Source organism: Streptomyces sp. NPDC048338, from assembly GCF_043201055.1.
GTDB lineage: Bacteria > Actinomycetota > Actinomycetes > Streptomycetales > Streptomycetaceae > Streptomyces.
Genome location: NZ_JBICYQ010000012.1, coordinates 120,915 through 146,239 on the forward strand (window position 1 = coordinate 120,915; position 25,325 = coordinate 146,239).

Consider the following 25,325-nt stretch of genomic DNA (forward strand, 5'->3'; position numbering starts at 1 on the left):
TCCGGCCGGGCCGTCCGACCCGCACCCACGCGGGTCGCGTCGCCCACCTGTCCGCACCCGGTCCGCAGGCCGCCGAACACGGCGGCCTCGACGGCCCGGGTGCGGTCTTCTTTCTGCGCCGAGGCGGGGGCCCGGGCAGGTGGAGCCGCGCCCGTCAGTCCTCGAACGGTTCGTCGCTCCAGCGGAACCAGGCCTGGTCGCCGTCGACGTGCAGCAGGAACTCGGCCACCGGACCCGACGGGGACTCCAGCGTCACGGCGGCCCGTACGGCGTCGTACGCCGTCTCCCAGGCGTCGACCTGCTCGTCGGACGCCCCCTCCATGACCGGGCCGAGGAGCTCGATCTCGCGGGCGAAGAGGGACTTCACCGCGGCGAAGCCCGGGCCGGGGGCGAACGTGCCGGCGAGCCAGGGGAAGTCGGCCTCCTCGACGGCTATCTCGCCCACCGGGGTGTCCTCGCGGTCCCGCACGCGCCACACTCCGCCGGTCGCCGCGGACGCGTCGGACAGGGACTCCTCCGACGCGGTCACGGCGACTCCTCGACGGGGAGGAAGTAGCGGCGCTTCTCCAGGGAGGCGGCGCCCAGGCGGTCGTAGAAGCGGATCGCGCCCTCGTTCCAGACCGGGGTCTGCCACTGGATCTCGCTCAGCCCGAGCGCACGGGCCTCCTCGCGCAGGGCGGCCACGAAGAGCGGGCCGAGGCCCAGGCCGCGGTGGTCGGCCGAGAGGTAGAGGCAGTCCATGTGGAGGTACTCGGCGGCGTCCCAGGTGGAGAGTTCCGGGGAGCAGGTCGCGTAGCCCGCGAGGGTCCCGTCGGGGAGTTGGGCCACCAGGCAGCGCAGCCGGGCGGGTCCGGGCCCGAACAGCAGCCGCGCGAGCCGGTCCGCGAGCCCCGGCGCCGGAGGCGCGGACTTCTCGTACGCGGCGTGCTCCGCCGCCAGTTCGGCCACCCGGTCCAGATCGGCGGGAAGGGCGTGGCGGACGTGTGCGGCGCTCAACGCATCGCTCCCGCGCCGGTGTCCGCCGCCGGGGTCCGGAGCCGTGTGGCGGCCTTCCCGGTGCCCTCACGGCTGTGTCCGGAACGCAGCGCCGGGCGCCGTGCGCCGGGCGGGACGTTCCAGGCAGGGCCTCGTGCCGTCAGGGTGGCCGCGGCCACGGGATCCGTCATGCCGTCATCATGCACGGCCCCACCGACATCCCGTGGCGCCGCAGCCACTCGCGGTACGGCGCCGCCCGCAGTGCGGCCTCCTGGTAGGCCGCCGCGAGGTCCGCGAACAGCGGATCCAGTGGGGCCCCGACCCGGGCGTACAGCAAGAGGCGCACGCCCAGGGGGTCGTCGCGCAGGGGGCGGATCGCCATGTCCTCGCGGGGGCCCGAGGTGGGCTGACAGGGCGTCACCGCTTCGCCGAGCACGACCAGGGCGGCGGCCGTGTGGTAGTCCCCGTGCAGCAGCGGGGGGTCGATTCCGGCCTCGCCGAGGACCCGCCGCAGTCCGTCCCACTCGCCGTCCACGGTCGGATCGACCATCCAGCGGTCCTCGGCGAGCTCGGCCAGCTCCACGACGGGCCGGCGCGCGGCCGGATGGTCCCGGGCCAGGGAGATGAACTGCGGCTCCCGCTCGACCAGGACCCGCTCCTGGAGGCCGTGGGGGACGCGGAGCGGGCAGCCCTCGACCTCGTGGACGAAGGCCACGTCCAGCTGTCCGGCGGCGACCGACCGCAGCAGGGCGTTGGCGGAGACGTCCATGTGGAGCGCGATGTCGGTGCCGGGCCGGTTGTGGCGCAGCCGGCGCAGCCAGCCCGGCAGGGCCCGGCTCGCGGTCGAACCGACCCGCAGGCGCGGGCCGTCGCCGCCCGCCGCCGCGGCCCTGGTCTCGGTGATCAGCACGGCCATCTGGTCGACCAGTGGCCGGGCCCTGCTGAGGACCGCGCGGCCGAGCGGGGTGGGCCGGCAGCCGGTGCGGCCGCGCGAGAACAGTTCGGCACCCAGGGCGTTCTCGATCCGGCGCAGCTGCGTCGTCACCGAGGGCTGGGTCATGCCCAGCTGGCGTGCCGCCTTGTGCAGGCTGCCCGTGTCCGCGATGGCGCAGAGTACGCGCAGATGTCTGACCTCCAGGTCCATACGTCGAGCGTAGGACGGCGCCCTGAGTCGCACCAGACACCCATGTCACATCAATTCCCCGCCATTCGAAGGGAGTTGGGCATTCGTTTTCCTGACGGTGATGTGTTCGGACTATCCCCTGCTGCCATCATCCGCTGACCCCCGGGCTCCCTCCAGACTCTCCCCAACCCCACAGGAGGAGCCCCCCCATGACACACCCCAAGGTCCTCTCGACCACCCTGGCCGCCACCCTCGGCCTCGGACTCGCCATCGCCCTCGGAGCCGCCCCCACCGCCTCCGCCGCCTCCGCCGCACCGTCGTCCGGCTACACGGCCTACGCCGGCTCGCAGCAGGAGGCGAAGGCGAACAAGGCGTTCTACGAGGCCGTCATGAAGTCCGTGGCCGAGAAGCGGGCCGCCAACCCGGGCGCGCTCGCCGTCACCGTCGTGTACAGCGCCGCCAACGCCCCGTCGTTCCGCACGCAGATCTCGCGGAGCGCCCAGATATGGAACAGCTCCGTCGTCAACGTGCGGCTGGTCGAGGGCAGCAACCCCGACTTCCGCTACTACGAGGGCAACGACTCCCGCGGCTCGTACGCCAGCACCGACGGCCACGGGAACGGCTACATCTTCCTCGACTACCGCCAGAACCAGCAGTACAACTCCACCCGCGTCACCGCGCACGAGACCGGTCACGTCCTCGGCCTGCCCGACCACTACAGCGGTCCGTGCAGCGAGCTGATGTCCGGCGGCGGTCCGGGCACGTCCTGCACCAACGCCCAGCCCAACTCCCAGGAACGCTCCCGGGTGGACCAGCTGTGGCGCAACGGGATCGCCTCGGCCTTCAAGGTCTCCTGATCCACGGACCCGTTCCGTCGAGGGCCACCGGCAGCCGCTGCCGGTGGCCCTCGGCCGTGGGAGCGGGCGTGCCGGTGGACGTGCGGCGGCCGGCGGCTCCGGCGGGAACGACTGCCGCCGCCGGTCCGGGAAGAACGCGCCGAGGGCGAACATCCTTGGTGCGGAGCCCCGTTGCGTGAATCCTGGGTCGTGGAGCGCCCCGGCCGGGGTGTGTCCCACCGGGGCGGACGGCCCCGGCGCGCCTCGCCGCGCGCACTCGCACCCGAGGATCACGGAGGCGCACGATGACCGCCCAGCCAGAGAAGTCCCTGTACGAGGCGGTGGGGGGCGCCGACGCCCTGCGCCGGCTCTCCGACACCTTCTACGAGGCGGTGCTCACCGACCCGGTCCTCGCCCCGGTCTTCGCCGACTTCACTCCCACGCACGTGCAGCACGTCGCCGTCTGGCTCGCGGAGGTCTTCTCCGGGCCCGCGGACTTCACGGCACGCCTCGGCGGCCACCAGGCGCTGCTCCGCGCCCACCTCGGGCTCGCCATCACCGAGGAGCAGCGCCTGCGCTGGATGGAGCTGATGACGGTGGCGGTGGAGAAGGAGCTGCCGGACGACGCACTGCTGCGCCGCCGGGTCGTGGAGTACTTCGACTGGGGCACCCGGATCGCCAAGGACGTGTCGGCCTCGGCGCCGGGCACGGATCTGGGCGACCCGGGTCCGACCCCGCGCTGGGGGTGGGACGGCCTGGCCTGACGGGCCGCCGCGCGTCCCGCCCCCTGGCCGGGGCGGGGCGGACACGCCGACGCGGCCGGAGCCGCGGCGCGCCCGCTTCTCAGGCGGCCTGGAGGAGGCGGCGGGTGAAGGTGGCCCCGGACGGCAGTTGTCGCCGGAGCCGGTCGAGGGCCTCGTCGAAGTCGCCCCCGGCGATGCCGGATTCGTAGGCGGTGCCGCCGTAGTGGAGGGTCAGGCTCAGGTCGGCGCGCTCACCGAGCGTCAGCAGACAGCCGAGGGTGGCCTGTTCCGTCGCGCCGTCCGCGACGACGGGGAGCGGCAGGTCCCACTCCAGTACACATCCCGTGAGGGCTTCGACGCCCTCGCCGGCGGCGCGCAGGGCGTCGAAGGACGCGCCCGCGTACTCGATTCCCCTGATGCGGGTGGACACCCGCCTGCCGTCCGCCGTGATGACGATCGCTTCCGCGCCGCTGCGGTCCCGGTACCAGCCGGTCCAGACTTCCGTCGACTCCGATGACATGCGCGGACTGTAGCGGTATGACCGGCTCCGCCGCGCGGCCGGTCACCCCGTGGCCGGACTTCTCCCGGTCTCGCCGTTCTTGCCGGTCACGTGCGTGGTCGTGGCTTCCGCCCCCTCCTGTTCGACGCCGTGCGGCACCGCCGCGCCGGTGCTGTCGGCGGAGGGGGGCGCCGTGGCCTCCTCAGGGGCGTCCGGCTCCCCCTCGAAGAGGCTGCAGTCGCGGTTCCGGCACGGCTGCGTCTCCCAGATCGGCACCCAGACCCCCAGCGCCTTGTGCCGCCTGGCCGTCGTGCCGACGGGGCGGCCGCAGGCCGGACAGGACTGTTCGGCCCGGGGGTCGTGGGTGGTGCGACGCGCTTCGCTGCCCATACCTTCCAGGGTAGGGCGCGCCCCCTGTCACCGCTTCCTGGTGTACGTGCGGACGAGGACGCCGTTGTCGAAGGTGCGCACCTCGCCCAGCTCGAAGTCGCGGGGCTCGAAGTCGGCACCGAACATCGGCATGCCGGAGCCGTAGACCTGCGGGTAGGTCTTGATGACCAGTTCGTCGATCTCGTCGACGAGCGCGCCGGCGATGGTGGAGCCGCCGCAGAGCCAGATGCCGAGGGGGCCGTCCTCCGCCTTGAGGGCGCGGATCCGGCCGACCAGGTCGTCGGCGATCAGCTCGACGTTCGGATCGGGCGACTCGGTGAGGGACCTGGTCGCGACGAACTCCCTCAGGTGGGCGAACGGGCTGGTCACACCCACGTCCAGGGCGATCCGGTAGGACGCCAGCCCCTGGACGACGGTGTCGAAGTGCCGGTGGGGGGCGTCGATGCCGAGCGCCTCGCGCATGTGGGAGGGGGTCGTCTCCGGGTACTCGGCCCCCATCCACTCCAGGTACGCGGGGGTCGTGAACGCGTACAGGGAAGCGGCGTCGCCCTCGGGGTCACCGATGAAGCCGTCGATGGTGCAGGCGATGTAGTACGTGAGCTTGCGCAAACCGAACCTCTTCACTCTTCGGACGTGGCCGCGATCGCAACCACGACAGATATAGTGCTTCACTTGTAGTGGTTACGCAACCCCTATCTTCGACGAGCACGTAGAAATCACGGATGGAGCCCCAAGTGGCGAGAAACCCAGAGCGCCGCGCGGCACTGCTCGACGCGGCGATCGAGGTGATGGCGGACGAAGGCGCCCGCGGTCTGACCTTCCGGGCGGTCGACGCCCGGGCGGGCGTCCCCACGGGCACCTCGTCCAACTACTTCACCGACCGGGACCAGTTGCTCTCCCAGGTCGGGGAGCGGATCTTCGTCCGCCTGACCCCTGAGGCGGGCGCCCTGGACACGGCCATGCTCCCCGAGCCGAGCCGGGAGCTGGTGGTGGAGCTCATGCGCTGGCTCGCCCGGCGGATGGCCGCCGAGCGCAGCTGCTACCTGGGGCTCTTCGAGCTCCGACTGGAGGCCACCCGGCGCCCCGAGCTGCGCGGCCGGCTCACCGAGGTGCTGCGCGGGGACCTCGACGAGAACATCCGCCTGCACCTCGCCGCCGGGATGCCCGGCGACGAGGACACGGTCCTGCTGCTCTACTTCGCCCTCACCGGCCTGCTGGTGGACCACTTCACCGTGCCGGGCCTCCACGACGACCGGGAACTGGACACCCTGATCGAGACCGTGGTGAACCGCATCGTGCCGGCGGCCTGACCCCTCAGCGGCTGCGGCGGGTCACGAACTCCGCGAGGGCCAGCAGGTCGCCCGCGGCCGTGAGGTCCGGCACCGCGAGGGAGAGCTGGTGGACGGCCCGGGCCATCCGATCGGCCGCCTCGGCCTGCGCCCAGTCGCGGCCGCCCGCCCGCTCGACGGCCCCCGCCGCGGCGCGCACCGCGAACGCGTCGAGCGTCGGCCGGGCGTACAGCGCGGCCAGCTCCTCCCCCGCCGGTGAGCCCGAGGCCAGCGCCGCCACCACGGGCAGCGACTTCTTGTGCGCGGCGAGATCGGCGCCGGCCGGCTTGCCTGTGCGGTCCGGATCACCCCAGATCCCGATCAGGTCGTCGATCAGCTGGAACGCGAGCCCGGCCTCGCGGCCGAACGCGTCCATGGCCGCGACCTCCTCGGCCCCCGCGCCCGCGTAGAGCGCGCCCAGCGCGCACGCGCAGCCCAGCAGCGCGCCCGTCTTCGCGGTGGCCATCGCGAGGCACTCCTCCAGGGAGACCTCGCTCGGGGCACGCTGCTCGAAGGCGCAGTCCGCCTGCTGCCCGGCACAGATCTCGATCACGCAGGCGGCGAGCCGGGCCGAGGCCGCGGCGGACGCCGGGTGCCGGCCCTCCTCGGCGAGGAGCCGCAGGGCGAGCGCGAGCATGGCGTCGCCCGCAAGGAGGGCGTCCGGGACGCCGAAGACGGTCCAGGCCGTGGGACGGTGCCGCCGGGTCGGGTCCTCGTCGAGGATGTCGTCGTGCAGCAGCGTGAAGTTGTGCACGAGCTCCACCGCGGCGGCGGCCCGCGCCGCGGGCGCCGGTTCGGCGCCGAGCGCCCGCGCCGCGGCGAGCACCAGGGCCGGCCGGATGGCCTTGCCGGCGGCCCCGGCGGCGGGCGAACCGTCGGCGTGCTCCCAACCGAAGTGGTACATCGCCACCGAGCGCATGGAGCCCGGCAGGGACTCCACGGTCGAGCGCAGATGCGGGTCCACGACGGTGCGTGTCTGGTCGAGGAGTGCCACGGCGCCCTGGCCGTCGGTCGCGGCACCCGCGCTGGTCATGGTCACGGTCACCTCCGTCTCGTCCACCCCGAGCGGGCGCGTCGCGTGGCTCGACGGCCGCGCGCCCCCTCGGGTCGCTCGCTCTGTCACGGCGGATCCGGTGGCGACGGGGGCCGGATCGGGGCCCCCGTCGCCGGCCCGCCGGTTCAGCGCCAGCGACTGACCTCCACGTTCTCCAGGACGCCGAGGGCGTCCGGGACGAGCACGGCCGCCGAGTAGTAGGCCGTGACGAGGTAGGAGATGATCGCCTGCTCGTCGATGCCCATGAAGCGCACGGACAGGCTCGGCTCGATCTCGTCCGGGATACCGGTCTGGTGCAGGCCGATCACGCCCTGGTCGGCCTCGCCGGTGCGCATGCAGATGATCGAGGTGGTCCGGGCGTCGGAGACGGGGATCTTGTTGCACGGGAAGATCGGCACCCCGCGCCAGGTGGGGATCCGGTTGCCGTTGACCTTGATGGACTCGGGGACGAGACCGCGCTTGTTGCACTCGCGCCCGAAGGCGGCGATGGCACGCGGATGGGCGAGGAACATCTTCGATCCGCGGCGGCGGGAGAGCAGCTCGTCCATGTCGTCCGGGCTGGGCACGCCGTCGTGCGGCTGGAGCCGCTGACCGTAGTCGCAGTTGGCCAGCAGGCCGAACTCGCGGTTGTTGATCAGCTCGTGCTCCTGGCGCTCGCGCAGCGCCTCGACCGTGAGCCGCAACTGCTGCTCGGTCTGGTTCATCGGCTGGTTGTAGAGGTCGGCGACCCGGCTGTGCACCTTCAGCACCGTCTGGGCGACCGACAGTTCGTACTCGCGGGGCGAGGCGTCGTAGTCGACGTAGGTGTGCGGGACGACCGCCTCGCCGACGTGGCCGGCCGAGAGGTCGATCTCGGCCTCGCCGTACTTGTTGGTGCGCTGGTGGGGCAGGGCGGCCACGCCCGCGAGGTGGGTGGCGAGCGAACCGGCGCGCTCGGCGAGGTTGCGCACGTCGTCGCGGGTGAGTTCGAGGACCGTGCAGGCGGTGGCCGCGCGAGCGGTCCACGCCCACGTGGCGTCCGGATCCGTGAGCGCGTCGTCGCCGAAGTACGCCCCGTCGGCGAGGACTCCGAGGATCGCCTCGTCGCCGTACGGTCCCTCGCCCAGCTGCTCGACCTTGCCGTGGGCCAGGAGGTACACACGGTCGGCGCCCTCGCCCGCCGTGGTGATCACCTCGCCCTGCGCGAACTCGCGCTGCCGGCAGCGCTGGGCCAGCTCGGTGAGCGCCTCCTCGTCCTCGTACCCGCGCAGGGCCGGGAGTTCGCCGAGTTCGGCGGGGATGACCGCGACGCGCTCGCCGGTCTGCACGAAGGTGACGCGGCCGTCCCCCACGCTGTAGCTGAGCCTCCGGTTCACCCGGTAGGTACCGCCCTGCACCTGCACCCACGGCATCATCCGCAGCAGCCACCGGGAGGTGATCTCCTGCATCTGCGGGGCCGACTTGGTGGTGGTCGCCAGGTTCCGCGCGGCGGCGGTACCGAGACTCTGCTGCGGACCTGCCTGATCCGCGCGGACCTCGTCGCCAACCGAACCAACGGACATGGAACTCCCTCTCGATATGACTGAACTGCGAGAGGAAGCCTTTCAGCACGGAGAGTGCGCGCGCCATTACACAAATGAGTGGGAGTGGATCTCGTCCGGCTGGGCATGTCGCGCGCTTCCACTCGAACAGCCCAGCCGATCCCGTCACCTGGCGCAATGGCCTGATCGGCTCGCACACCCTCCGAACGGTGAACGGCGGAGCGGGACACTCCGTACTCGGGTGGGTCCCCCACCTCCCTCCCCCTCCCCTCCCTCGCAACCGATCCCCTCCCTCGCGCCCCTCCCCGCTCATCCCACTCCTCCTCTCCCCGTTCCGCTGATCCGAAGGAGTCGGTCGTGGCCTCACCCCTGTCCGCGAGCAGGTTCCTCGCCGCACTGCGCGACGAGGGCCTCTCGGTCGTCGAAGTCGGCAACTGGCGTACGCACAACCGCAACCACAAGGGCCCCTGGGGCCCCGTCCACGGCGTGATGATCCATCACACCGTCACCAAGGGCACCGCAAGCACCGTCCGGATCTGCCGCGACGGCCACGCCGCCCTGCCCGGTCCGCTCTGCCACGGCGTCATCGCCAAGGACGGCCGGGTCCATCTGGTCGGATACGGCCGCGCCAACCACGCGGGGCTCGGCGACGACGAGGTCCTGCGGGCGGTCATCGCCGAGCACCGCCTCCCCCCGGACGACGAGGCGACCACGGACGGCAACCGGCACTTCTACGGCTTCGAGTGCGAGAACCTCGGCGACGGGAAGGACCCGTGGCCCAAGGTGCAGCTGGACGCCATCGCGAAGGCGTCGGCGGCCCTGTGCCGGGCGCACGGCTGGACGCACCGCTCGGTGATCGGCCACCTGGAGTGGCAGCCGGGCAAGGTCGACCCGCGCGGCTTCACGATGGCCTCGATGCGGGACCGGATCTCCGAGCGCCTGCACGGGCGGCCCTGAGGCACCCGCTCGGGTCCGCACCGGCCCCTCCCGGCCCCGGTGAACCCGGCCCACCCGGCCACCGGCCGCTCCCGCCGATCGGCCGGCGGGGGCACGGCGGGCGCCCCCGCGCGGTGCGGCGGCGCCCGCGTCCGACAATGGACGCGTGAACGCGTCCGACCTCTCCCGCCTGCGGCCCCGGCTCCCCTCCCCCCTGGAACCGGTCGAGGACGAGCGCCTCGCCGGGCACGGCCTGCGCCTCCTGCTCAAGCGCGACGACCTGATCCACCCGGAGCTGCCGGGCAACAAGTGGCGCAAGCTCGCCCCCAACCTGGCCGCGGCGGACGGCCGCCCCGTGCTCACCTTCGGCGGCGCGTACTCCAACCACCTGCGCGCCACGGCCGCCGCCGGGCGGCTGCTCGGCTTCGACACGATCGGGGTCGTACGCGGCGACGAGCTCGCCGGCCGGCCGCTGAACCCCTCCCTGGCGCGGTGCGCGGCGGACGGCATGCGGCTGGTGTTCGTGGACCGCGGAACGTACCGCGCGAAGGACGATCCCCGGGTGCTGGCCGGACTGCTCGCCTCCTGCCCGCCCGGCACGTACGTCGTCCCCGAGGGGGGCAGCAACGCCCACGCGGTCCGGGGCTGCGTGGAACTCGGCCGCGAGCTGTCCGGCGCGGCGGACGTCGTCGCCGTCGCCTGCGGCACGGGCGGCACCCTCGCCGGCCTGGCGGCGGGGCTCGGCGAGGGCGCCCGGGCACTGGGCGTCCCGGTCCTCAGGGGCGGCTTCCTGGGCACCGAGGTCAGCACCCTGCAGTCCGCGGCCTTCGGTGGTCCGCGGGGCTCCTGGACGCTCGACGACCGCTTCCACTGCGGGGGCTACGCCCGTTCGACGCCTGCCCTGGAAGCGTTCGCTCAGGATTTCGAGGCGCGGCATGGACTCGCCATCGAGCGGCTGTATGTCGCCAAAATGCTCCTCGGGCTCCTCACCCTGGCGCAGGAGGGGGCCTTCCCCCGGGGCACCACCCTGGCGGCGGTGATCACGGGCGCCCCGGACGGGCCCGGCCGCCGGGACTGACCGCCGGATCCCGGACGGACCCACCGGGACGACCGCCGGCCCCCGGAGCCGTCGCCGGGACCGGGCGCCTCAGCCGCTCTCCTCCCGGTACGCCGCCGCCTCCTCCAGGTCCAGGCGGCGCAGCAGGGTGCGCATCATCTCGTCGTCGATCCGGCGCTCGTCGCGGAACCGGACGAAGACCTCGCGTTCGGCGTCGATCATCTCCCCGGCGAGCCTCCGGTAGGTGTCGTCGACCGTCTCGCCGGTGACCTCGTTGACGGCGCCGAGCCGTTCCCACACCGCGTTGCGGCGCCGCTCCAGGACCGTGCGCAGCCGGTCGGCCAGCGGCGGCGGCAGCGTGTTGCGCTCGTCCTCGAGCAGCGCGTCGAGGCGTTCCTCCGCGGCCTGGGACGCCTCGCTCTGGGCCTGGGCCTCGGCCAGGGTCTCGGCGTAGGTGTCGCGGCCCGGCAGCTTCAGGAACCGGATCAGCGGCGGGAGGGTGAGGCCCTGAACCACCAGCGTCCCGATCACCGTCGTGAAGGTGAGGAAGAGGACGAGGTTGCGGGCCGGGAACTCCTCGCCGTCGGTGACCACCGGGATCGAGAAGGCGATGGCGAGGGAGACCACCCCGCGCATGCCGGCCCAGCCGACGATCAGCGGTGCCCTCCAGTCGACCCCGGGTTCGCGTTCCCGGACCCGCTTCGACATCCAGCGCGGCAGGAAGGTCGCGGGGTACACCCAGACGAACCGCACCACGACCACGGCGACGAAGACGCCGGCCGCGTACCAGGCCGCCTCGCCCATCCCGTACTGCCCGAGCCCCTGGACCACGTAGGGCAGCTGGAGCCCGATGAGCGCGAAGACGGCGGACTCCAGGACGAAGGCCACCATCTTCCAGACCGCCTCCTCCTGGAGCCGGGTCGCGAAGTCGACCTGCCAGTTGCGGTGCCCGAGGAACAGGCCGACGACGACCACGGCCAGGACGCCGGAGGCACCGACCTCCTCGGCCGCCGCGTAGGCGACGAAGGGGATCAGCAGGGAGAGGGTGTTCTGCAGCAGCGCCTCGCCCAGATGGCGGCGCAGCCAGTGGATGGGGAGCATCAGCACCAGGCCGACGCCGATCCCGCCGAGCGCGGCGAGGGCGAACTCCTCGATGCCGCCGACCCAGCTCACGCCCTCCCCCACGGCCGCGGCGAGGGCGACCTTGTACGCGGTGATCGCGGTGGCGTCGTTCACCAGGGACTCGCCCTGGAGGATCGTGGTGATGCGGTTCGGCAGTCCGAGCTTGCGGGCGATGGCGGTGGCCGCGACGGCGTCCGGCGGGGCGACCACGGCGCCGAGCACCAGTGCCGCGGTGAGCGGCAGGTCGGGGACGAGGACGTAGGCGAGCCAGCCCACCGCGACCGTGGCGAACAGGACGTAGCCGACGGAGAGCAGGGCGACGGGACGGAGGTTCGCGCGCAGGTCCAGGTAGGAGGACTCGACCGCGGCGGTGTAGAGGAGCGGCGGCAGGATCAGCGGCAGCACGATGTGCGGGTCGAGCGTGTAGTCGGGGACTCCCGGGACGTACGAGGCGGCCAGGCCCGCCGCGACCAGGAGCAGCGGTGCCGGCACCGGTGTCCTGCGGGCGACGCCCGCCACCGCGGCGCTCGCCGCGACCAGTCCCACCAGCTGCAGTGCGTCCATGCCCGGTCCCCGTCTCGATCCACCACGTAGCCTGGCCATCATGACCGAGTGCCTGCACGTCGCCGAAATGCCGCGGCCCGAACCTCCGCCGCTCACCGACACCTGTCCGGAGTGCCTGAGCGCCGGTACGCATCCGGTGCAGCTGCGGCTCTGCCTGACCTGCGGGCACGTCGGCTGCTGCGACTCCTCGGCCGGGCGGCACGCCACGGGGCACTTCTCGACGACGGGGCACCCGGTGATGCGGACCTTCGAGCCCAACGAGCGCTGGCGCTGGTGCTTCGTGGACGGTTCGATCGTCTGACGGCTGGGTACGTCACCCCTCCGCGGCCAATCGACCGCCCGCCGCTCTCAATTGGGCCCCGCAGCCCTCTACCCACTGTGCGTGCTCATGGCCTTACCATGAGTGACGGACGCGGGAGGGGTCGTTGCCGGGGCCCACGGCGACAGGTCGGCGTGGATCGCGGTAGCGTCACGGCGGAATGCGCAACCGACTGCGTACCGCCCGGTTCGGGGGGCCTTCCCCCCGGGCCCCGAATGAGCTTGTGCCACCTTGGAGGTGAGGGTGTCCCAGATCGCAGGCGAGCCCGGGACCCAGGACTTCGTGGAAGTCCGGCTGCCCGCTGCGGGTGCCTACCTGTCCGTGCTGCGTACGGCCACGGCCGGCCTCGCGGCGCGCTTGGACTTCACCCTCGACGAGATCGAGGACTTGCGGATCGCGGTCGACGAGGCCTGCGCGATCCTGCTCCAGCAGGCCGTACCGGGGTCCGTCCTCAGCTGCGTGTTCCGCCTGATCGACGACTCGCTCGACGTGACGGTCTCCGCGCCGACCACCGACGGACGGGCGCCGGAGCGGGACACCTTCGCGTGGACGGTGCTGTCCGCGCTGGCCGGGAAGGTCGAGTCGTCCGTGGCGGAGGACCGTACGGTCTCCATCAGCCTGTACAAACAGCGCGGCGCGGGGCCAGGCCCGGCGTGAGGAGCGGGGACGCGACGGCCGGCATCCCTGAGCAGCAGGCGAGGCCGCATCCGGAGGTCGAGGTCGAGGTCGCTACGGAGCAGGCGGTCCACATGAGCGAGCACGAGCAGCACAACGCGGTTCCCGGCGTGCCCGGGGCCCCCGAGGACGCGCCGGGGCCCGAGACCCCCGTGGCGGTCGGGGTCGGCGAGGGCGCCGAGGTCCACGAGACGGCCGCGCCCGCCGAGGACCCCGAGCCGCGCGAGGCTCCGGATCCGCACGACCGGAGCGGGGCGCGTGCGCTCTTCGTGGAGCTGCGCAAGCTGCCGGAGGGTTCGCCGGAGAAGGCGGAGCTGCGCAACCGGCTGGTGCGGATGCACCTGCCGCTGGTGGAGCACCTGGCCCGGCGCTTCCGCAACCGCGGCGAGCCGCTCGACGACCTGACGCAGGTCGCGACGATCGGCCTGATCAAGTCGGTGGACCGGTTCGACCCGGAGCGCGGTGTCGAGTTCTCGACCTACGCGACGCCGACGGTCGTGGGCGAGATCAAGCGGCACTTCCGGGACAAGGGCTGGGCGGTCAGGGTGCCGCGCCGGCTGCAGGAGCTGCGGCTGTCGCTGACGACGGCGACGGCGGAGCTCTCCCAGCAGCACGGCCGCTCGCCGACCGTGCACGAGCTCGCGGAGCGGCTCGGGATCTCGGAGGAGGAGGTCCTGGAGGGTCTGGAGTCGGCGAACGCCTACTCGACGCTCTCCCTGGACGTCCCGGACACGGACGACGAGTCCCCGGCCGTGGCGGACACCCTCGGCGCGGAGGACGAGGCGCTGGAGGGCGTGGAGTACCGCGAGTCCCTCAAGCCGCTGCTGGAGGACCTGCCGCCGCGGGAGAAGCGGATCCTGCTGCTGCGCTTCTTCGGCAACATGACCCAGTCGCAGATCGCGCAGGAGGTGGGCATCTCCCAGATGCACGTCTCGCGCCTGCTGGCCCGCACGCTGGCCCAGCTGCGGGAGAGGCTGCTGGTGGAGGAGTAGGACGACGGAGAGCCCCGGCCGCCGGGCCGGGGCTCTCCGTCGTCCTCAGGCGCTGCTACGCGTCGCCGGGGCGCCGGATGCCGAGGGCCTGCGTCGTCGCCGGGCTCACCAGGAGCACCAGGCCCGTCACGGCGAGCACCGCGAGGGCGATGCCTGCCGGGATCATCGCGCTGTTCGCCTGGAGCAGCTGCCATGCGACCGGCAGTGCCAGGATCTGGGTGATGATCGCCGGGCCGCGGCTCCAGCCGCGGCGCAGCAGCAGTCCGCGGGCCGCCGCTCCGGGGATCAGGCCGAGCACGATCAGCGTCGCCCCGCCCATGACCGCCTGGGTCAGGTCGTCGGGGCTGCCCGTGAGACCGGTGACGAGGACGTACAGGCCGCCGGCCACCAGGGCCAGGGCCTCGATGCCGGCCACCGCGGCGGCGGCCGTCAGCCGGCCGGGACGGGACGGCTGCTCGGCGTTCTGCTCCGTACTGCTCATACCTGGCAGGGTAGCCGGGGCGGCCCTCCGCACTGTCCGCCAGGTGGCCGGGACTGGGCCCGGTACCGCCGGGTAGGTACCCTGGCGGCCATGCGCGCACTTCTCGTGGTCAACCCGGCAGCAACCACCACCAGTGCCCGCACCCGTGACGTGCTCATCCACGCCCTCGCCAGCGAGATGAAGCTGGAGGCCGTCACCACCGAGTACCGCGGACACGCCCGTGACCTGGGAAGACGGGCCGCCGAGTCCAAGGACGTCGAGCTGGTGGTCGCCCTCGGCGGCGACGGCACGGTGAACGAGGTCGTCAACGGCCTCCTCCACGCCGGACCCGATCCCGACCGGCTCCCGGGCCTCGCGGTGGTCCCCGGTGGGTCCACCAACGTCTTCGCCCGGGCCCTCGGTCTGCCGAACGACGCGGTGGAGGCGACCGGCGCGCTCCTCGACGCCCTCCGTGAACGCCGTGCACGCACAGTGAGCCTCGGGCTCGCGTCCGGCGCCCCGGGGACCGAGGACGAAGCGGTGCCGGCCCGCTGGTTCACGTTCTGCGCCGGCTTCGGATTCGACGCGAGCGTCATCGGCCGAGTCGAACAGCAGCGGGAGCGGGGCAAGCGTTCGACCCATGCCCTGTACCTCCGCCAGGTGTTCCGCCAGTTCCTGGAGGAGCCGCACCGCCGGCACGGCACCATCACCCTGGAGCGGCCCGGCGAGGACCCGGTCGAGGACCTGGTCCTGTCCATAATCTGCAACACCTCCCCCTGGACCTACCTGGGCAATCGCCCGGTGTACGCGTCCCCGGAGGCTTCCTTCGACACCGCGCTGGACGTCCTCGGACTGAGCCGGCTGTCGACTCCGGCGGTGGCCCGCTACGCCACTCAGCTGCTCACCTCGACGCCCGAACGCGGCCCGCACGGCAAGCACGCGAGGACTCTGCACGACCTGACCGACTTCACCTTGCATTCGAAGGTGCCGCTGCCCCTGCAGATGGACGGCGACCACCTCGGACTGCGTACGAGCGTGGCGTTCACAGGCGTACGCCGTGCACTGCGTGTGATTGTGTGAGTGGAAGGGCCCAAAGTCCTTTCACTCGAACGTTTAGGCTGCCATCCACCCCTTAGAAGTACGGCTGTGACCTAGCCGACACCGAGGAATCAAAAAAAACTTTCCGGAAGGGGTTGTATCCGCCGCCGAGGTTTGCGAATCTCTTCATGGCGATCGGGACGGCCCGCAAGACCGGCCTCCACTGAGAGCCAGAACCCCTCCTCAGTCTCAGGACCACACCAGTTCATCTGGCAGTCGGCCCTTCCGTTGCGGGGGGATTCGTGAAAGCGTTCACATTCACAAGCAACCTGCACGTAATACCAAGAGAGGTAGCAGCCATGGACTGGCGTCACAACGCCGTTTGTCGTGAGGAAGACCCCGAGCTGTTCTTCCCCATCGGCAACACCGGTCCTGCGCTGCTGCAGATCGAGGAAGCCAAGGCCGTCTGCCGCCGCTGCCCCGTCATGGAGCAGTGCCTGCAGTGGGCGCTCGAGTCCGGCCAGGACTCCGGCGTCTGGGGTGGCCTCAGCGAGGACGAGCGCCGCGCGATGAAGCGCCGTGCCGCTCGCAACCGGGCGCGTAACGCCAGCGCCTGACGCCACCCGCGACGAGCCTCAGGCAAGCGGCGCGTACATCGCGTACGCAATCACCGCCCTTGAGCCGCAGCGCGCAGCAGTAACCCACAGCATTCGAGCCCCGGACCGATCCACTCGGTCCGGGGCTCGCTGCTGTGCACACCGCGGAGGACCGCCGCCGGGTTCGGCGGGCTCTACTTCTGGGGCCGCACGGGGATGTCGAGGACGACCTTCGTGCCGCGCTCCGGGCCGGGCTGCATGTCGAACGTACCGCCCAACTCCCCCTCCACCAGGGTCCGCACGATCTGCAGACCGAGGTTGCCGGCACGCTGCGGGTCGAAGCCCTCGGGCAGACCGCGGCCGTCGTCCCGGACCGTGATCAGCAGCCGGGCGTCGGCCCGGGGCTCGCCCCGGACGGCCGCCACCTCGACCGTGCCCTGCTCGCCCGGCGCGAAGGCGTGCTCCAGGGCGTTCTGCAGCACCTCGGTGAGGACCATGGAGAGCGGGGTGGCGACCTCGGCGTCGAGGATGCCGAAGCGGCCGTTGCGCCGGCAGGTGACCTTGCCGGGCGAGATCTCGGCCACCATCGCGATCACCCGGTCGGCGATCTCGTCGAACTCGACGCGCTCGTCGAGGTTCTGGGACAGCGTCTCGTGGACGATGGCGATCGAACCGACCCTGCGCACCGCCTCGTTGAGGGCCTCGCGACCGCGGTCGGAGTCCATGCGGCGGGCCTGGAGGCGCAGCAGCGCCGCCACCGTCTGGAGGTTGTTCTTCACCCGGTGGTGGATCTCCCGGATGGTGGCGTCCTTGGTGATCAACTCGCGCTCGCGGCGGCGCAGTTCGGTGACGTCCCGGAGCAGGACGAGCGAACCGATGCGGGTGCCCTTGGGCTTGAGGGGAATCGCCCGCAGCTGGATCACACCGCCGTTGCCCTCGACCTCGGCCTCGCGGGGGGCGTAGCCGGAGGCCAGCTTGACCAGGGCCTCGTCGACGGGGCCGCGGGAGGGCGCGAGTTCGGCGGTGATCTGGCCGAGGTGCTGGCCGACCAGGTCGGCGGCGAGCCCGAGCCGGTGGTAGGCGGAGAGGGCGTTCGGCGAGGCGTACTGGACGATGCCGTCGGCGTCGAGCCTGATCAGGCCGTCTCCGGCGCGGGGCGAGGCGTCCATGTCGACGGCCTCGCCGGCGAACGGGAAGGAGCCGGCGGCGATCATCTGGGCCAGGTCGGAGGCGGACTGGAGGTAGGTGAGCTCCAGCCGGCTCGGGGTCCGGACCGTCAGCAGGTTCGTGTTGCGGGCGATCACGCCGAGCACCCGGCCCTCCCGGCGCACGGGGATGGACTCGACCCGTACGGGGACCTCCTCCCGCCACTCGGGGTCGCCCTCGCGGACGATGCGCCCCTCGTCGAGGGCGGCGTCGAGCAGCGGACGCCGGCCGCGCGGGACGAGATGGCCGACCATGTCGTCCTGGTAGGAGGTCGGGCCGGTGTTGGGCCGCATCTGGGCGACGGAGACGTAGCGGGTGCCGTCCAGGGTGGGAACCCAGAGCACGAGGTCGGCGAAGGAGAGGTCGGAGAGCAGCTGCCACTCCGAGACCAGCAGGTGGAGCCACTCGAGGTCGGACTCACTCAGAGCGGTGTGCTGGCGGACGAGGTCGTTCATGGAGGGCACATGTGCGAGCGTACCCGCGGAATTCAGGGGCGATGAACCTGGATCTCACGGCGTTCGTGTTGGAGGATGGGCCGGGAAGGACCCTGTCGATATGGATGGACAGACCAGAATGGTCTAGTCCACAATGACTGGGAGCATCATCAAGAGACCTCCACCCTCCCCGCACAGGAGGGTGGAACGAGGTACCCGGCGCTCTCTGCCCTGACTGCGTCGAGACCTCCTTCACGGCCGCGGGACCGCACACCCCCGGCCGGGCAACTCCGGGCTGCGGTGCCGGACGGGTTGAGGGTCCCGTCAGGCGCCGCGGCCCGCGGGTTTTTCCGGGCCCTCCCCCCTGGAGATACGGCCCCCGGGACCGATCCGCTCAACGCGCGCGGCCTTCCGCCGCCGCCTCCGGCCCCGGGACGGCGCCGGCCGCCCCGGACACCCGGGCACCGCCGGAAGCCCGCCCCGGGCCCTTCACGCCCCGTCGACGACGGCCCGTGCGCGAGGCCGCCTCCCGGTCCGGCGGGACGGCGCCGCGGGCCCGTGCGCGCGGGGCCCGGCCGGGTGGCTGGGCCGAGGGCGCCGATCGACCATGAGAAGAGGGTCCGTCCCGCGGACGGACCTGAGCGAAGGGCTCCCACTCTGCTAGATTGAAACTTAGATTGGTCTATACCACACAGGCCCCTCACCAGATCGGCAGGCACAGCGTGGAAGTTGTCATCGTCCCGGACGCCACGGCAGGCGGCGAGCTCATCGCGGACGGCATCGCCGGCCTCCTGCGCCGCAAGCCCGACGCGTTGCTCGGCGTTGCCACCGGCTCGACCCCGCTGCCCATCTACGAAGCCCTGATCGCCCAGGTCGCGGCCGGTTCCGTGGACGCCTCGCGCGCCCGGATCGCGCAGCTGGACGAGTACGTCGGGCTGCCGACCGGGCACCCCGAGTCCTACCGCTCCACCGTGCTCCGCCAGGTCGTCGAGCCGCTCGGCCTCTCCCAGGACGCCTTCATGGGCCCCGACGGCGCCGCCGAGGACGTCCAGGCCGCCTGCGAGGCCTACGACCGCGCCCTGGCCGCCGCCGGCGGCGTCGACCTGCAGATCCTGGGCATCGGCACCGACGGGCACATCGGCTTCAACGAGCCGTGCTCCTCCCTCGCGTCCCGCACCCGGATCAAGACGCTCACCGAGCAGACCCGGATCGACAACGCGCGCTTCTTCGAGGACGACATCGAGCAGGTGCCGCACCACGTCATCACCCAGGGCATCGGCACCATCCTGGAGGCCCGGCACCTGGTGCTGCTGGCCACCGGCGAGGGCAAGGCGGACGCCGTGGCGCAGACCGTCGAGGGCCCGGTGGCCGCGCTCGTGCCAGCCTCCGCGCTCCAGCTGCACCCGCACGCCACGGTCGTCGTCGACGAGGCCGCCGCCTCCAAGCTCAAGCTCGCCGACTACTTCCGCCACACCTTCGCCGAGAAGCCCGGCTGGCAGGGCATCTGACCGGAGCTCGAAACGACCCCCGGCACGAACCCCCGAGTACGCGAAGGAGGGCCGGTACCCCGCGGGGTACCGGCCCTCCTTCGCGTACTCGGGTCGCCCGGATCCGCACCGGCTCAGGCGCCGGCGATGACCTCCGCGGCCGCCCGGCCGCAGACCCGCGCGGCGCCGTGCGTGGCGATGTGCAGGGCTCCGCGGGGCGCCGCCTGGTTCAGGCCCATCTCCACCACGACGGTGTCCGGGCGGGCCGCCAGCAGGCCGTCCAGGGCCTCCGCCATCCACGGGTGCCGGTGGGCGTCCCGGACGACGGCGACGATGCGGCTCTCCCCCGCGGCGGCGAGCACGGCGTCCACCGAGGGCTCCGCGTACGAGCCGGTGCGCGTGCCGGGCAGCAGTCGCTCCAGCTCCGCGGCGACCCCCCACGGCGTCTCGTCGCCGACCGCGAAGTTGGCGACCGGGGTGAAGGAGGCCACGTAGGGAGCGCTGGTCATCGGCGTGTAGGGCCGCTCCCCCGAGGTCACCACCAGGGCCCGGCGGGCCGCGACGAGTCCGATGTCGGTGCCGGGCGCGGTCCCCTCCTGCACTGCCGCGCCCGGCCCCGAAACAGCCCCCCCGACCCGGTGCGCCTGGGTCCAGGACGCCAGGGCGCGCACGCGCGCCGCGGCGTCGGCCAGCCGTTCCTCGGGCAGTTCACCGGTCCGTACCGCGTCGACGAGGGCATCGCGCAGCCGCAGTACGGTGTCCTCGTCGGCCAGCCCGCCGCCGACGCAGATGGCGTCGGCGCCCGCGGCGATCGCGAGGACGGATCCGCGCTCGATGCCGTACGTCGACGCGATGGCCTGCATCTCCATGCCATCGGTGACGATCAGCCCGTCGAAGCCCAGCTCCTGGCGCAGCAGACCGGTCAGGATCTGCGGGCTCAGGGTCGCCGGACGGTTCGGGTCGAGCGCGGAGAGCAGAATATGCGCGCTCATGACCGCTTTGGAACCCGCTGCGATGGCGGCGCGGAAAGGCACCAGGTCACGGGCGTGCAGTGTGGCGAGGTCCACATCGATCCGGGGCAGCGCGTGGTGGGAGTCCACGTTGGTGTCGCCGTGCCCGGGGAAGTGCTTGGTGCAGGCGGCGACGCCGACGGCCTGGAGGCCCTCGACGTACGCCACGGTGTGACGCGCCACCAGGTCCGGGTCGGACCCGAAGGACCGGACGCCGATGACCGGGTTGTCGGCGTTGGAGTTCACGTCGGCCGAGGGGGCCCAGTTGAGGTCCACCCCGCACGCGGCGAGCCGGCGGCCGAGCTCCCGGGCGACGGCCCGGGTCAGATCGGTGTCGTCGACGGAGCCGAGGGCGTGGTTGCCGGGGAAGGAGGAGCCCTGCCGGACCTCGAGGCGGGTGACGTCCCCGCCCTCCTCGTCGATGGCGACCAGGACGTCGTCCCGCTCGGCCCGCAGCTGCGCGGTGAGCGCGGCGAGCTGCTCGGGGGTGTCGATGTTCCGGCCGAACAGGCCGACCGAGGAGAGTCCCTCCCCGATGCGGCGCAGCAGCCAGTCGGGCGCGGTGGTGCCGACGAAACCCGGCTGGAGCACCGTGAGTGCGTCGCGGGTCAGGGTGCCGGTGCCGCGTACGAGTGTGGTCATGGGCGGCTTTATCCCTTCACTGCGCCGGCCGTCAGACCCGCGGCCATCTTGCGCTGGACAAGGAGGAAGAGGATCACGATGGGGACGGCCATCATGGTGGAGCCCGCCATCATCGGTGCGTACTCGGTGCCGTTCTTGGTGATGAAGTTGCCGAGCCAGACGGTGGCCGTCTGGTTCTGCTGGCTCATCAGCATCAGCGCGTAGAGGTACTCGTTCCACGCCTGGATGAAGGCGTAGACGGAGGTGGCGACCATGCCCGGCGCCAGCAGCGGGAAGACGACCCGGAGGAAGGCGCCGGTGCGGGTGCAGCCGTCGACCTGGGCGGCCTCCTCCAGCTCCTTGGGGATGTTGACGATGAAGCCGCGCAGGGTCCACACCGTGAACGGGAGGATGAAGGTCAGGTACGTGATGATCAGGCCGGTGAGCCTGTCGTACTGGCCGAGGTCGTTGAGCAGCAGGAAGACCGGGATGATCATCGCGACGAGCGGCACCATCTGGACGGCGAGGATGCCGACGATCACGATCTTGCGGCCGCGGAAGGCGAAGCGGGAGATGGCGAGGGCGGCGAGCATGCCGACCGCGATGCCGATGACCACGACCACGAGGGAGACCACGAGGCTTCGGCCGACCGGGCCCCAGAAGTCCGCGATGTCCAGCGCGCGCCGGAAGTTCTCCAGCGTGAACGTGGTCGGGTAGAAGTGCGGGTCCGGGTCGATGGCGTCCTTGGACGGCTTGAACGCCGTGTTCACCATCCAGTAGACCGGGAAGCCGGCCGTGACGAAGACGAGCAGGCCGAGCAGGTTCCAGCCGAACTTGGACGTGCGGTGCGGCTTGACGGCGCGGGCCGCGGTGTTCGTGGTCACTCCACCTCTCCGATCTTCAGCATCTGGCGCATGTAGACGGCGACCACGCCGAGCAGCAGGACGACGGTGACGAGCGCGATCGCCGAGCCGGTGCCGTAGTCGTTGACGACGAACGCCCTGTCGAACGAGTACGTGGTGAGGATCTGGAACTCGGCCTCGGGGTGACCGTTGCGCATCACGTACACCTGCGGGAAGACGCCCATGTCCCAGATGACCGAGAGCGTCGTCAGCATGACGATGATCGGCTTGAGGATCGGCAGCGTGACGAAGCGGAAGACGCCCCAGGCTCCGGCGCCGTCGAGGCGGGCGGCCTCTTCGAGCTCCTTGGGCACCTGGGTGAGGCCGGCGCTGAGCGTGATCACGACGAACGGGACGGCGCCCCAGACGACGAGGAGCACGATCACGGCGAGGCCCTGCGGGCCGCTGGCGAACCAGTTGTGGCCGATCATGTCGACGCCGGGCAGCTTGTCGATCAGCCAGTTCAGGACGCCGTAGTCGGCGTCGAAGAGCCACTTGAAGATGGCCGTCGCGACGATGATGGGCATGCCCCAGCTCGCCACGAGGACGATGTTGACGAGCAGCTTGACCCAGCCGGAGACCTTCTGCAGCAGCAGCGCGATCAGCATGCCGAGGACCATGGTGAGGATCACGGCGGCGGCCGCGAAGACCACGGTGCGGAGCACGACGGTCCAGAACTCGGTGTCACCGAGGATCTTGGTGAAGTTGTCGAAGCCGGCCGACTGCGCTTCCTCGAAGCCCCAGAGCTGGGCCTGGCCGAAGTTCTGGAAGGAGAGGGTGACCAGGCGGACGAGCGGGTATCCCAGCACGAGCAGCAGGACGAGCAGGCATGGCGCGAGCAGCAGCCACGGCACTCCCGAGCCGTCCGAGGTCCCCTTCTTCCCCGGTCTCCCGGGCGTACCGGCTGCGGAGCCGGATGGTGGCGATTGCCGCACCGGCGGCACCTTCGCGGTGGTTGTGTCTGCGGCACTCATCCCGTGCTCCTCAGCGATCCCTCTCCTGCTTACGGGCGACAGGGCCCCGTCGCGGTGACGGGGCCCTGCCCACAGGTCACTTGGTGTTGATGACCTTGTCGATGGCGGCGTCCGCGTCCTTCGCGGCCTGCTCCACCGTCTTCTTGCCCTTGGCGATGTCGATGAGCAACGTCTTGAGGGTCTGCGCCTTCTCGACCTGACCCCAGCCCGGGGCGGTCGGGACGAACCAGCTGGACTCGGCCGCGGTGGCCGCGACCGCGGTGGCCGGGTCGCTCTTCAGCGGGGCGAGGTCCGTCTTGTTGTTCGGCAGGTTGCCCTTGCCGATCAGGCCCTTCTGGCCCTCGGGGCCGGTGAAGGCGGCGATCCACTCGGCCGCGACGCCCTGCGCCTTGGACTTGACCGGGATGGCCAGGTCCGAGCCGCCGAGGAAGACCGGGAGGTTCTTGCCGGACGGACCGGGGGTCACGAAGGTCTCCAGCTTGTCCTTCAGACCGCCGACCTTGTCGTTCTCGGGAGTGGCGGCGGTGCCACCCTCCCAGGCCGCCGAGAAGATCATCGCGGACTTGCCCTGGCCGAAGACGACGGGACGGTCGGACTCGTCCTTCGTCTTGTCGCCGTGCATGTACTTGTCGACGATGTTCTTGTACTCGGTGAGGCCCTTGATGGACTCCGGCGAGGACAGGTTCGCCTTCCAGGTCTCGCCGTCCTGCTTGGCGATCGAGCCGCCCTGCTCGTAGACGAAGGACATGGCCGCGTACCAGTCCGGCGACGGCTGGTACCAGGCGCTGAACTTGTCGCCCTTCTTCGCCTGGATGGCGTCCAGGGCGGCGGTCAGCTCGGCCCAGGTCTTCGGGGCCGCCTTGACGCCCGCCTCGGCGGCGACGTCCTTGCGCCAGGTGCCCACGCGGCCACCGGCGTAGTAGGGGACGCCGTAGGTCTTGCCGTTGTAGGTGACCGACTCCTTGAGGGCGTCCAGCCACTGGCCCGAGTTGTCGAACTTCGAGGCCTCGACCGGGGCGAAGGCGCCCTTGGCCATGTAGCTGATCATCTCGGAGTTGCCCATCTCGACAACGTCCGGGGCCTTGTCCGTGGCGAGCACCGCGTCGAGCTTGGTGTTCTTGTCCGGCCAGCCGTAGTACTCGTGCTTGATCTTGATGCCGGGGTGCTTCTTGGTCACCGCGTCGTCGGCCGCCTTGACCAGCTCAGGCCAGTTGTTCTGGGCGTCGACCGTCAGCCAGACGGTCAGCTCCTTGGCCTCGCCGCCGGCCTTGTCCCCACCCTTGTCGGCTCCGCCACACGCGGCAATGCCGACCATCATGCCCGCGACACCGATCGCCGCAATGAGCTTGCGCTTCACGCCACCCTCCTCAGGGATGCCTGCAAACCCTGCCCACCGCGCGAAGACATACGTCGAGTAGTGCTCGTGGGGCTGGGAGCTGGTCTTTAATGGTTTAGACCAGTACCCGGAGCTTGGCCTAGACCTTTAGGGGTGTCAAGGGTGTATAAGAAGGGCAGTCGGGTCCGTTATCGGACCGACACCTGAGGGAGGGCGACGACCCGTGACCGGTCCGTGCCACCATGTGAGCCGCTATAGACGGAGGAGCCGGTGACGGCAGCAACACAGGAGTCGGGAAGGCAGGCCATGGCCACGGACGCGGGCAACAGCGAGACAGAGGGCGGCGCCGCCACCCGCACCGCGCGCGTGCCCAAGTACTACCGACTGAAGCGGCACTTGCTCGACATGACGGAGACCCTGCCGCCCGGCACACCGGTCCCGCCCGAGCGCACCCTCGCCGCCGAGTTCGACACCTCGCGCACGACGGTGCGGCAGGCACTGCAGGAACTGGTCGTCGAAGGCCGCCTGGAGCGGATCCAGGGCAAGGGCACGTTCGTCGCCAAGCCCAAGGTCTCACAGGCGCTGCAGCTGACCTCGTACACCGAGGACATGCGGGCACAGGGCCTGGAGCCCACCTCGCAGCTGCTCGACATCGGGTACGTGACGGCCGACGACACGCTGGCCGGCCTGCTCGACATCGCCGCCGGCGGGCGGGTGCTGCGGATCGAGCGGCTGCGCCTCGCCAGCGGGGAGCCGATGGCGATCGAGACCACCCACCTCTCGGCCAAGCGCTTTCCCGCGCTGCGGCGTTCGCTGGTGAAGTACACCTCGCTCTACACGGCGCTCGCCGAGGTCTACGACGTCCACCTCGCCGAGGCCGAGGAGACCATCGAGACCTCGCTCGCCACCCCGCGCGAGGCCGGCCTGCTCGGCACCGACGTGGGCCTGCCCATGCTGATGCTGTCCCGCCACTCGCTGGACGCGAAGGGCGAGCCGGTCGAGTGGGTGCGCTCGGTGTACCGCGGCGACCGGTACAAGTTCGTCGCCCGGCTGCAGCGCCCCAACGGCTGACCGCCCGCGGACGACTCCCGGCCATCCGGCCGAAAGACTGAAAAGATTCCGCCACTT

General features: G+C 71.7%; 28 protein-coding genes. 12 read left to right on the top strand and 16 right to left on the bottom strand.

The genetic code is table 11. The features are described from left to right. Positions 1-154 precede the first annotated feature (154 nt). The 4 genes from ACGFZF_RS26620 to ACGFZF_RS26635 are packed head-to-tail and all read right to left on the bottom strand — an operon-like array spanning position 155 to position 2,119. Positions 155-529, bottom strand: a complete 375-nt coding sequence (locus ACGFZF_RS26620; RefSeq protein WP_393558071.1) for a hypothetical protein — start codon at positions 527-529, stop codon at positions 155-157. After that, positions 526-996: a GNAT family N-acetyltransferase gene (locus ACGFZF_RS26625; protein WP_393558073.1), complete on the bottom strand. Its 471-nt coding sequence runs from the start codon at positions 994-996 to the stop codon at positions 526-528. The genes ACGFZF_RS26620 and ACGFZF_RS26625 overlap by 4 nt, the downstream gene beginning before the upstream one ends. Next, positions 993-1,166: a hypothetical protein gene (locus tag ACGFZF_RS26630; RefSeq protein WP_393558075.1), complete on the bottom strand. Its 174-nt coding sequence runs from the start codon at positions 1,164-1,166 to the stop codon at positions 993-995. The genes ACGFZF_RS26625 and ACGFZF_RS26630 overlap by 4 nt, the downstream gene beginning before the upstream one ends. Next, complete coding sequence (locus ACGFZF_RS26635) at positions 1,163-2,119, bottom strand: LysR family transcriptional regulator (RefSeq protein WP_393558077.1); 957 nt, start codon at positions 2,117-2,119, stop codon at positions 1,163-1,165. The genes ACGFZF_RS26630 and ACGFZF_RS26635 overlap by 4 nt, the downstream gene beginning before the upstream one ends. A 188-nt stretch (positions 2,120-2,307) precedes the next feature. Between ACGFZF_RS26635 and snpA the strand changes: the two genes are divergently transcribed. Together snpA and ACGFZF_RS26645 are read left to right on the top strand one after the other, a co-directional pair. Beyond that, positions 2,308-2,955, top strand: a complete 648-nt coding sequence (gene snpA, locus ACGFZF_RS26640; RefSeq protein WP_393558079.1) for a snapalysin — start codon at positions 2,308-2,310, stop codon at positions 2,953-2,955. A 284-nt stretch (positions 2,956-3,239) separates the two neighbouring features. Next, entirely contained in the window at positions 3,240-3,698 is a 459-nt protein-coding gene (locus ACGFZF_RS26645; protein WP_393558081.1) for a group II truncated hemoglobin, read from the top strand. A gap of 79 nt (positions 3,699-3,777) precedes the next feature. Here the strand turns inward: ACGFZF_RS26645 and ACGFZF_RS26650 are convergent, their stop codons facing one another. Genes ACGFZF_RS26650 through ACGFZF_RS26660 form a run of 3 tightly spaced genes read right to left on the bottom strand, consistent with a single transcriptional unit; the run spans position 3,778 to position 5,175 of the window. After that, positions 3,778-4,197 (bottom strand): DUF6304 family protein, encoded by a 420-nt coding sequence (locus ACGFZF_RS26650; RefSeq protein WP_393558083.1) that lies wholly within the window; start codon positions 4,195-4,197, stop codon positions 3,778-3,780. Between the two features lie 42 nt (positions 4,198-4,239). Further along, complete coding sequence (locus ACGFZF_RS26655; protein WP_393558085.1) at positions 4,240-4,566, bottom strand: hypothetical protein; 327 nt, start codon at positions 4,564-4,566, stop codon at positions 4,240-4,242. 27 nt (positions 4,567-4,593) lie between these two features. Next, positions 4,594-5,175: a dihydrofolate reductase family protein gene (locus tag ACGFZF_RS26660; RefSeq protein WP_393558087.1), complete on the bottom strand. Its 582-nt coding sequence runs from the start codon at positions 5,173-5,175 to the stop codon at positions 4,594-4,596. A gap of 125 nt (positions 5,176-5,300) precedes the next feature. Here ACGFZF_RS26660 and ACGFZF_RS26665 point away from each other — a divergent pair, with 125 nt between their 5' ends. Further along, positions 5,301-5,876, top strand: coding sequence for a TetR/AcrR family transcriptional regulator (locus tag ACGFZF_RS26665; RefSeq protein ID WP_393558089.1), 576 nt, complete (start codon positions 5,301-5,303; stop codon positions 5,874-5,876). A 4-nt stretch (positions 5,877-5,880) separates the two neighbouring features. Here ACGFZF_RS26665 and ACGFZF_RS26670 read toward each other — a convergent pair whose 3' ends face one another. Then, positions 5,881-6,927: a family 2 encapsulin nanocompartment cargo protein polyprenyl transferase gene (locus tag ACGFZF_RS26670; RefSeq protein ID WP_393558379.1), complete on the bottom strand. Its 1,047-nt coding sequence runs from the start codon at positions 6,925-6,927 to the stop codon at positions 5,881-5,883. Positions 6,928-7,073: 146 nt separating this feature from the next. Then, a complete protein-coding gene (locus tag ACGFZF_RS26675; RefSeq protein WP_393558091.1) occupies positions 7,074-8,489 on the bottom strand; it encodes a family 2B encapsulin nanocompartment shell protein in 1,416 nt (471 codons plus the stop codon). A 336-nt stretch (positions 8,490-8,825) separates the two neighbouring features. Between ACGFZF_RS26675 and ACGFZF_RS26680 the strand changes: the two genes are divergently transcribed. Then, a complete protein-coding gene (locus ACGFZF_RS26680) occupies positions 8,826-9,425 on the top strand; it encodes a peptidoglycan recognition family protein (RefSeq protein WP_356608187.1) in 600 nt (199 codons plus the stop codon). A 145-nt stretch (positions 9,426-9,570) separates the two neighbouring features. After that, entirely contained in the window at positions 9,571-10,482 is a 912-nt protein-coding gene (locus ACGFZF_RS26685) for a 1-aminocyclopropane-1-carboxylate deaminase/D-cysteine desulfhydrase (RefSeq protein WP_393558094.1), read from the top strand. A gap of 69 nt (positions 10,483-10,551) precedes the next feature. Here ACGFZF_RS26685 and ACGFZF_RS26690 read toward each other — a convergent pair whose 3' ends face one another. Further along, a complete protein-coding gene (locus ACGFZF_RS26690; protein ID WP_393558096.1) occupies positions 10,552-12,147 on the bottom strand; it encodes a Na+/H+ antiporter in 1,596 nt (531 codons plus the stop codon). A 40-nt stretch (positions 12,148-12,187) separates the two neighbouring features. Between ACGFZF_RS26690 and ACGFZF_RS26695 the strand changes: the two genes are divergently transcribed. The 3 genes from ACGFZF_RS26695 (at position 12,188) to ACGFZF_RS26705 (ending at position 14,133) form a co-directional block, all read left to right on the top strand. After that, on the top strand, positions 12,188-12,448 hold the full coding sequence (locus ACGFZF_RS26695) for a UBP-type zinc finger domain-containing protein (RefSeq protein ID WP_393558098.1): 261 nt from the start codon (positions 12,188-12,190) through the stop codon (positions 12,446-12,448). A gap of 261 nt (positions 12,449-12,709) precedes the next feature. After that, entirely contained in the window at positions 12,710-13,123 is a 414-nt protein-coding gene (locus ACGFZF_RS26700; RefSeq protein WP_123457481.1) for an anti-sigma regulatory factor, read from the top strand. Further along, complete coding sequence (locus ACGFZF_RS26705) at positions 13,012-14,133, top strand: SigB/SigF/SigG family RNA polymerase sigma factor (RefSeq protein WP_393558100.1); 1,122 nt, start codon at positions 13,012-13,014, stop codon at positions 14,131-14,133. The genes ACGFZF_RS26700 and ACGFZF_RS26705 overlap by 112 nt, the downstream gene beginning before the upstream one ends. 55 nt (positions 14,134-14,188) lie before the next feature. Here the strand turns inward: ACGFZF_RS26705 and ACGFZF_RS26710 are convergent, their stop codons facing one another. Beyond that, the gene (locus ACGFZF_RS26710) at positions 14,189-14,614 is read right to left on the bottom strand and encodes a hypothetical protein (protein WP_356606703.1); all 426 of its coding nucleotides are present in this window, start codon (positions 14,612-14,614) and stop codon (positions 14,189-14,191) included. 90 nt (positions 14,615-14,704) lie between these two features. On the opposite strand from ACGFZF_RS26710, the gene ACGFZF_RS26715 reads away from it, so the two are divergent. Further along, entirely contained in the window at positions 14,705-15,673 is a 969-nt protein-coding gene (locus ACGFZF_RS26715) for a diacylglycerol/lipid kinase family protein (RefSeq protein WP_393558103.1), read from the top strand. Between the two features lie 317 nt (positions 15,674-15,990). Continuing rightward, the gene (locus ACGFZF_RS26720) at positions 15,991-16,248 is read left to right on the top strand and encodes a WhiB family transcriptional regulator (protein ID WP_003953983.1); all 258 of its coding nucleotides are present in this window, start codon (positions 15,991-15,993) and stop codon (positions 16,246-16,248) included. Between the two features lie 173 nt (positions 16,249-16,421). Here the strand turns inward: ACGFZF_RS26720 and ACGFZF_RS26725 are convergent, their stop codons facing one another. Next, entirely contained in the window at positions 16,422-17,888 is a 1,467-nt protein-coding gene (locus tag ACGFZF_RS26725) for a sensor histidine kinase (RefSeq protein ID WP_147981357.1), read from the bottom strand. Positions 17,889-18,589: 701 nt separating this feature from the next. Here ACGFZF_RS26725 and nagB point away from each other — a divergent pair. Beyond that, positions 18,590-19,375 (top strand): glucosamine-6-phosphate deaminase, encoded by a 786-nt coding sequence (nagB, locus tag ACGFZF_RS26730; protein WP_393558105.1) that lies wholly within the window; start codon positions 18,590-18,592, stop codon positions 19,373-19,375. Between the two features lie 113 nt (positions 19,376-19,488). Here the strand turns inward: nagB and ACGFZF_RS26735 are convergent, their stop codons facing one another. From ACGFZF_RS26735 to ACGFZF_RS26750, 4 genes are all read right to left on the bottom strand, one after another. Beyond that, on the bottom strand, positions 19,489-21,006 hold the full coding sequence (locus ACGFZF_RS26735) for a glycoside hydrolase family 3 protein (RefSeq protein WP_393558107.1): 1,518 nt from the start codon (positions 21,004-21,006) through the stop codon (positions 19,489-19,491). A gap of 8 nt (positions 21,007-21,014) precedes the next feature. Further along, positions 21,015-21,869, bottom strand: coding sequence for a carbohydrate ABC transporter permease (locus tag ACGFZF_RS26740; RefSeq protein ID WP_393558109.1), 855 nt, complete (start codon positions 21,867-21,869; stop codon positions 21,015-21,017). Beyond that, positions 21,866-22,861 (bottom strand): carbohydrate ABC transporter permease, encoded by a 996-nt coding sequence (locus tag ACGFZF_RS26745; protein ID WP_393558111.1) that lies wholly within the window; start codon positions 22,859-22,861, stop codon positions 21,866-21,868. Before ACGFZF_RS26745 ends, ACGFZF_RS26740 begins: the two co-directional genes overlap by 4 nt. A gap of 76 nt (positions 22,862-22,937) precedes the next feature. Further along, the gene (locus tag ACGFZF_RS26750; RefSeq protein ID WP_393558113.1) at positions 22,938-24,218 is read right to left on the bottom strand and encodes an extracellular solute-binding protein; all 1,281 of its coding nucleotides are present in this window, start codon (positions 24,216-24,218) and stop codon (positions 22,938-22,940) included. Between the two features lie 285 nt (positions 24,219-24,503). Here ACGFZF_RS26750 and ACGFZF_RS26755 point away from each other — a divergent pair, with 285 nt between their 5' ends. Then, the gene (locus ACGFZF_RS26755; protein ID WP_393558381.1) at positions 24,504-25,268 is read left to right on the top strand and encodes a GntR family transcriptional regulator; all 765 of its coding nucleotides are present in this window, start codon (positions 24,504-24,506) and stop codon (positions 25,266-25,268) included. Positions 25,269-25,325: the final 57 nt, after the last annotated feature.

What these genes read in the sequence shown, in the direction of transcription:
- ACGFZF_RS26675 (WP_393558091.1), bottom strand. Translation starts at nt 8,489, where the DNA reads ATGTCCGTTGGTTCGGTTGGCGACGAGGTCCGCGCGGATCAGGCAGGT.
- ACGFZF_RS26755 (WP_393558381.1), top strand. Translation starts at nt 24,504, where the DNA reads ATGGCCACGGACGCGGGCAACAGCGAGACAGAGGGCGGCGCCGCCACC.
- ACGFZF_RS26710 (WP_356606703.1), bottom strand. Translation starts at nt 14,614, where the DNA reads ATGAGCAGTACGGAGCAGAACGCCGAGCAGCCGTCCCGTCCCGGCCGG.
- ACGFZF_RS26645 (WP_393558081.1), top strand. Translation starts at nt 3,240, where the DNA reads ATGACCGCCCAGCCAGAGAAGTCCCTGTACGAGGCGGTGGGGGGCGCC.
- ACGFZF_RS26635 (WP_393558077.1), bottom strand. Translation starts at nt 2,119, where the DNA reads ATGGACCTGGAGGTCAGACATCTGCGCGTACTCTGCGCCATCGCGGAC.
- snpA (WP_393558079.1), top strand. Translation starts at nt 2,308, where the DNA reads ATGACACACCCCAAGGTCCTCTCGACCACCCTGGCCGCCACCCTCGGC.
- ACGFZF_RS26720 (WP_003953983.1), top strand. Translation starts at nt 15,991, where the DNA reads ATGGACTGGCGTCACAACGCCGTTTGTCGTGAGGAAGACCCCGAGCTG.
- ACGFZF_RS26650 (WP_393558083.1), bottom strand. Translation starts at nt 4,197, where the DNA reads ATGTCATCGGAGTCGACGGAAGTCTGGACCGGCTGGTACCGGGACCGC.
- ACGFZF_RS26655 (WP_393558085.1), bottom strand. Translation starts at nt 4,566, where the DNA reads ATGGGCAGCGAAGCGCGTCGCACCACCCACGACCCCCGGGCCGAACAG.
- ACGFZF_RS26745 (WP_393558111.1), bottom strand. Translation starts at nt 22,861, where the DNA reads ATGAGTGCCGCAGACACAACCACCGCGAAGGTGCCGCCGGTGCGGCAA.
- ACGFZF_RS26695 (WP_393558098.1), top strand. Translation starts at nt 12,188, where the DNA reads ATGACCGAGTGCCTGCACGTCGCCGAAATGCCGCGGCCCGAACCTCCG.
- ACGFZF_RS26670 (WP_393558379.1), bottom strand. Translation starts at nt 6,927, where the DNA reads ATGACCAGCGCGGGTGCCGCGACCGACGGCCAGGGCGCCGTGGCACTC.
- ACGFZF_RS26690 (WP_393558096.1), bottom strand. Translation starts at nt 12,147, where the DNA reads ATGGACGCACTGCAGCTGGTGGGACTGGTCGCGGCGAGCGCCGCGGTG.
- ACGFZF_RS26735 (WP_393558107.1), bottom strand. Translation starts at nt 21,006, where the DNA reads ATGACCACACTCGTACGCGGCACCGGCACCCTGACCCGCGACGCACTC.
- ACGFZF_RS26715 (WP_393558103.1), top strand. Translation starts at nt 14,705, where the DNA reads ATGCGCGCACTTCTCGTGGTCAACCCGGCAGCAACCACCACCAGTGCC.
- ACGFZF_RS26725 (WP_147981357.1), bottom strand. Translation starts at nt 17,888, where the DNA reads ATGAACGACCTCGTCCGCCAGCACACCGCTCTGAGTGAGTCCGACCTC.
- ACGFZF_RS26630 (WP_393558075.1), bottom strand. Translation starts at nt 1,166, where the DNA reads ATGACGGATCCCGTGGCCGCGGCCACCCTGACGGCACGAGGCCCTGCC.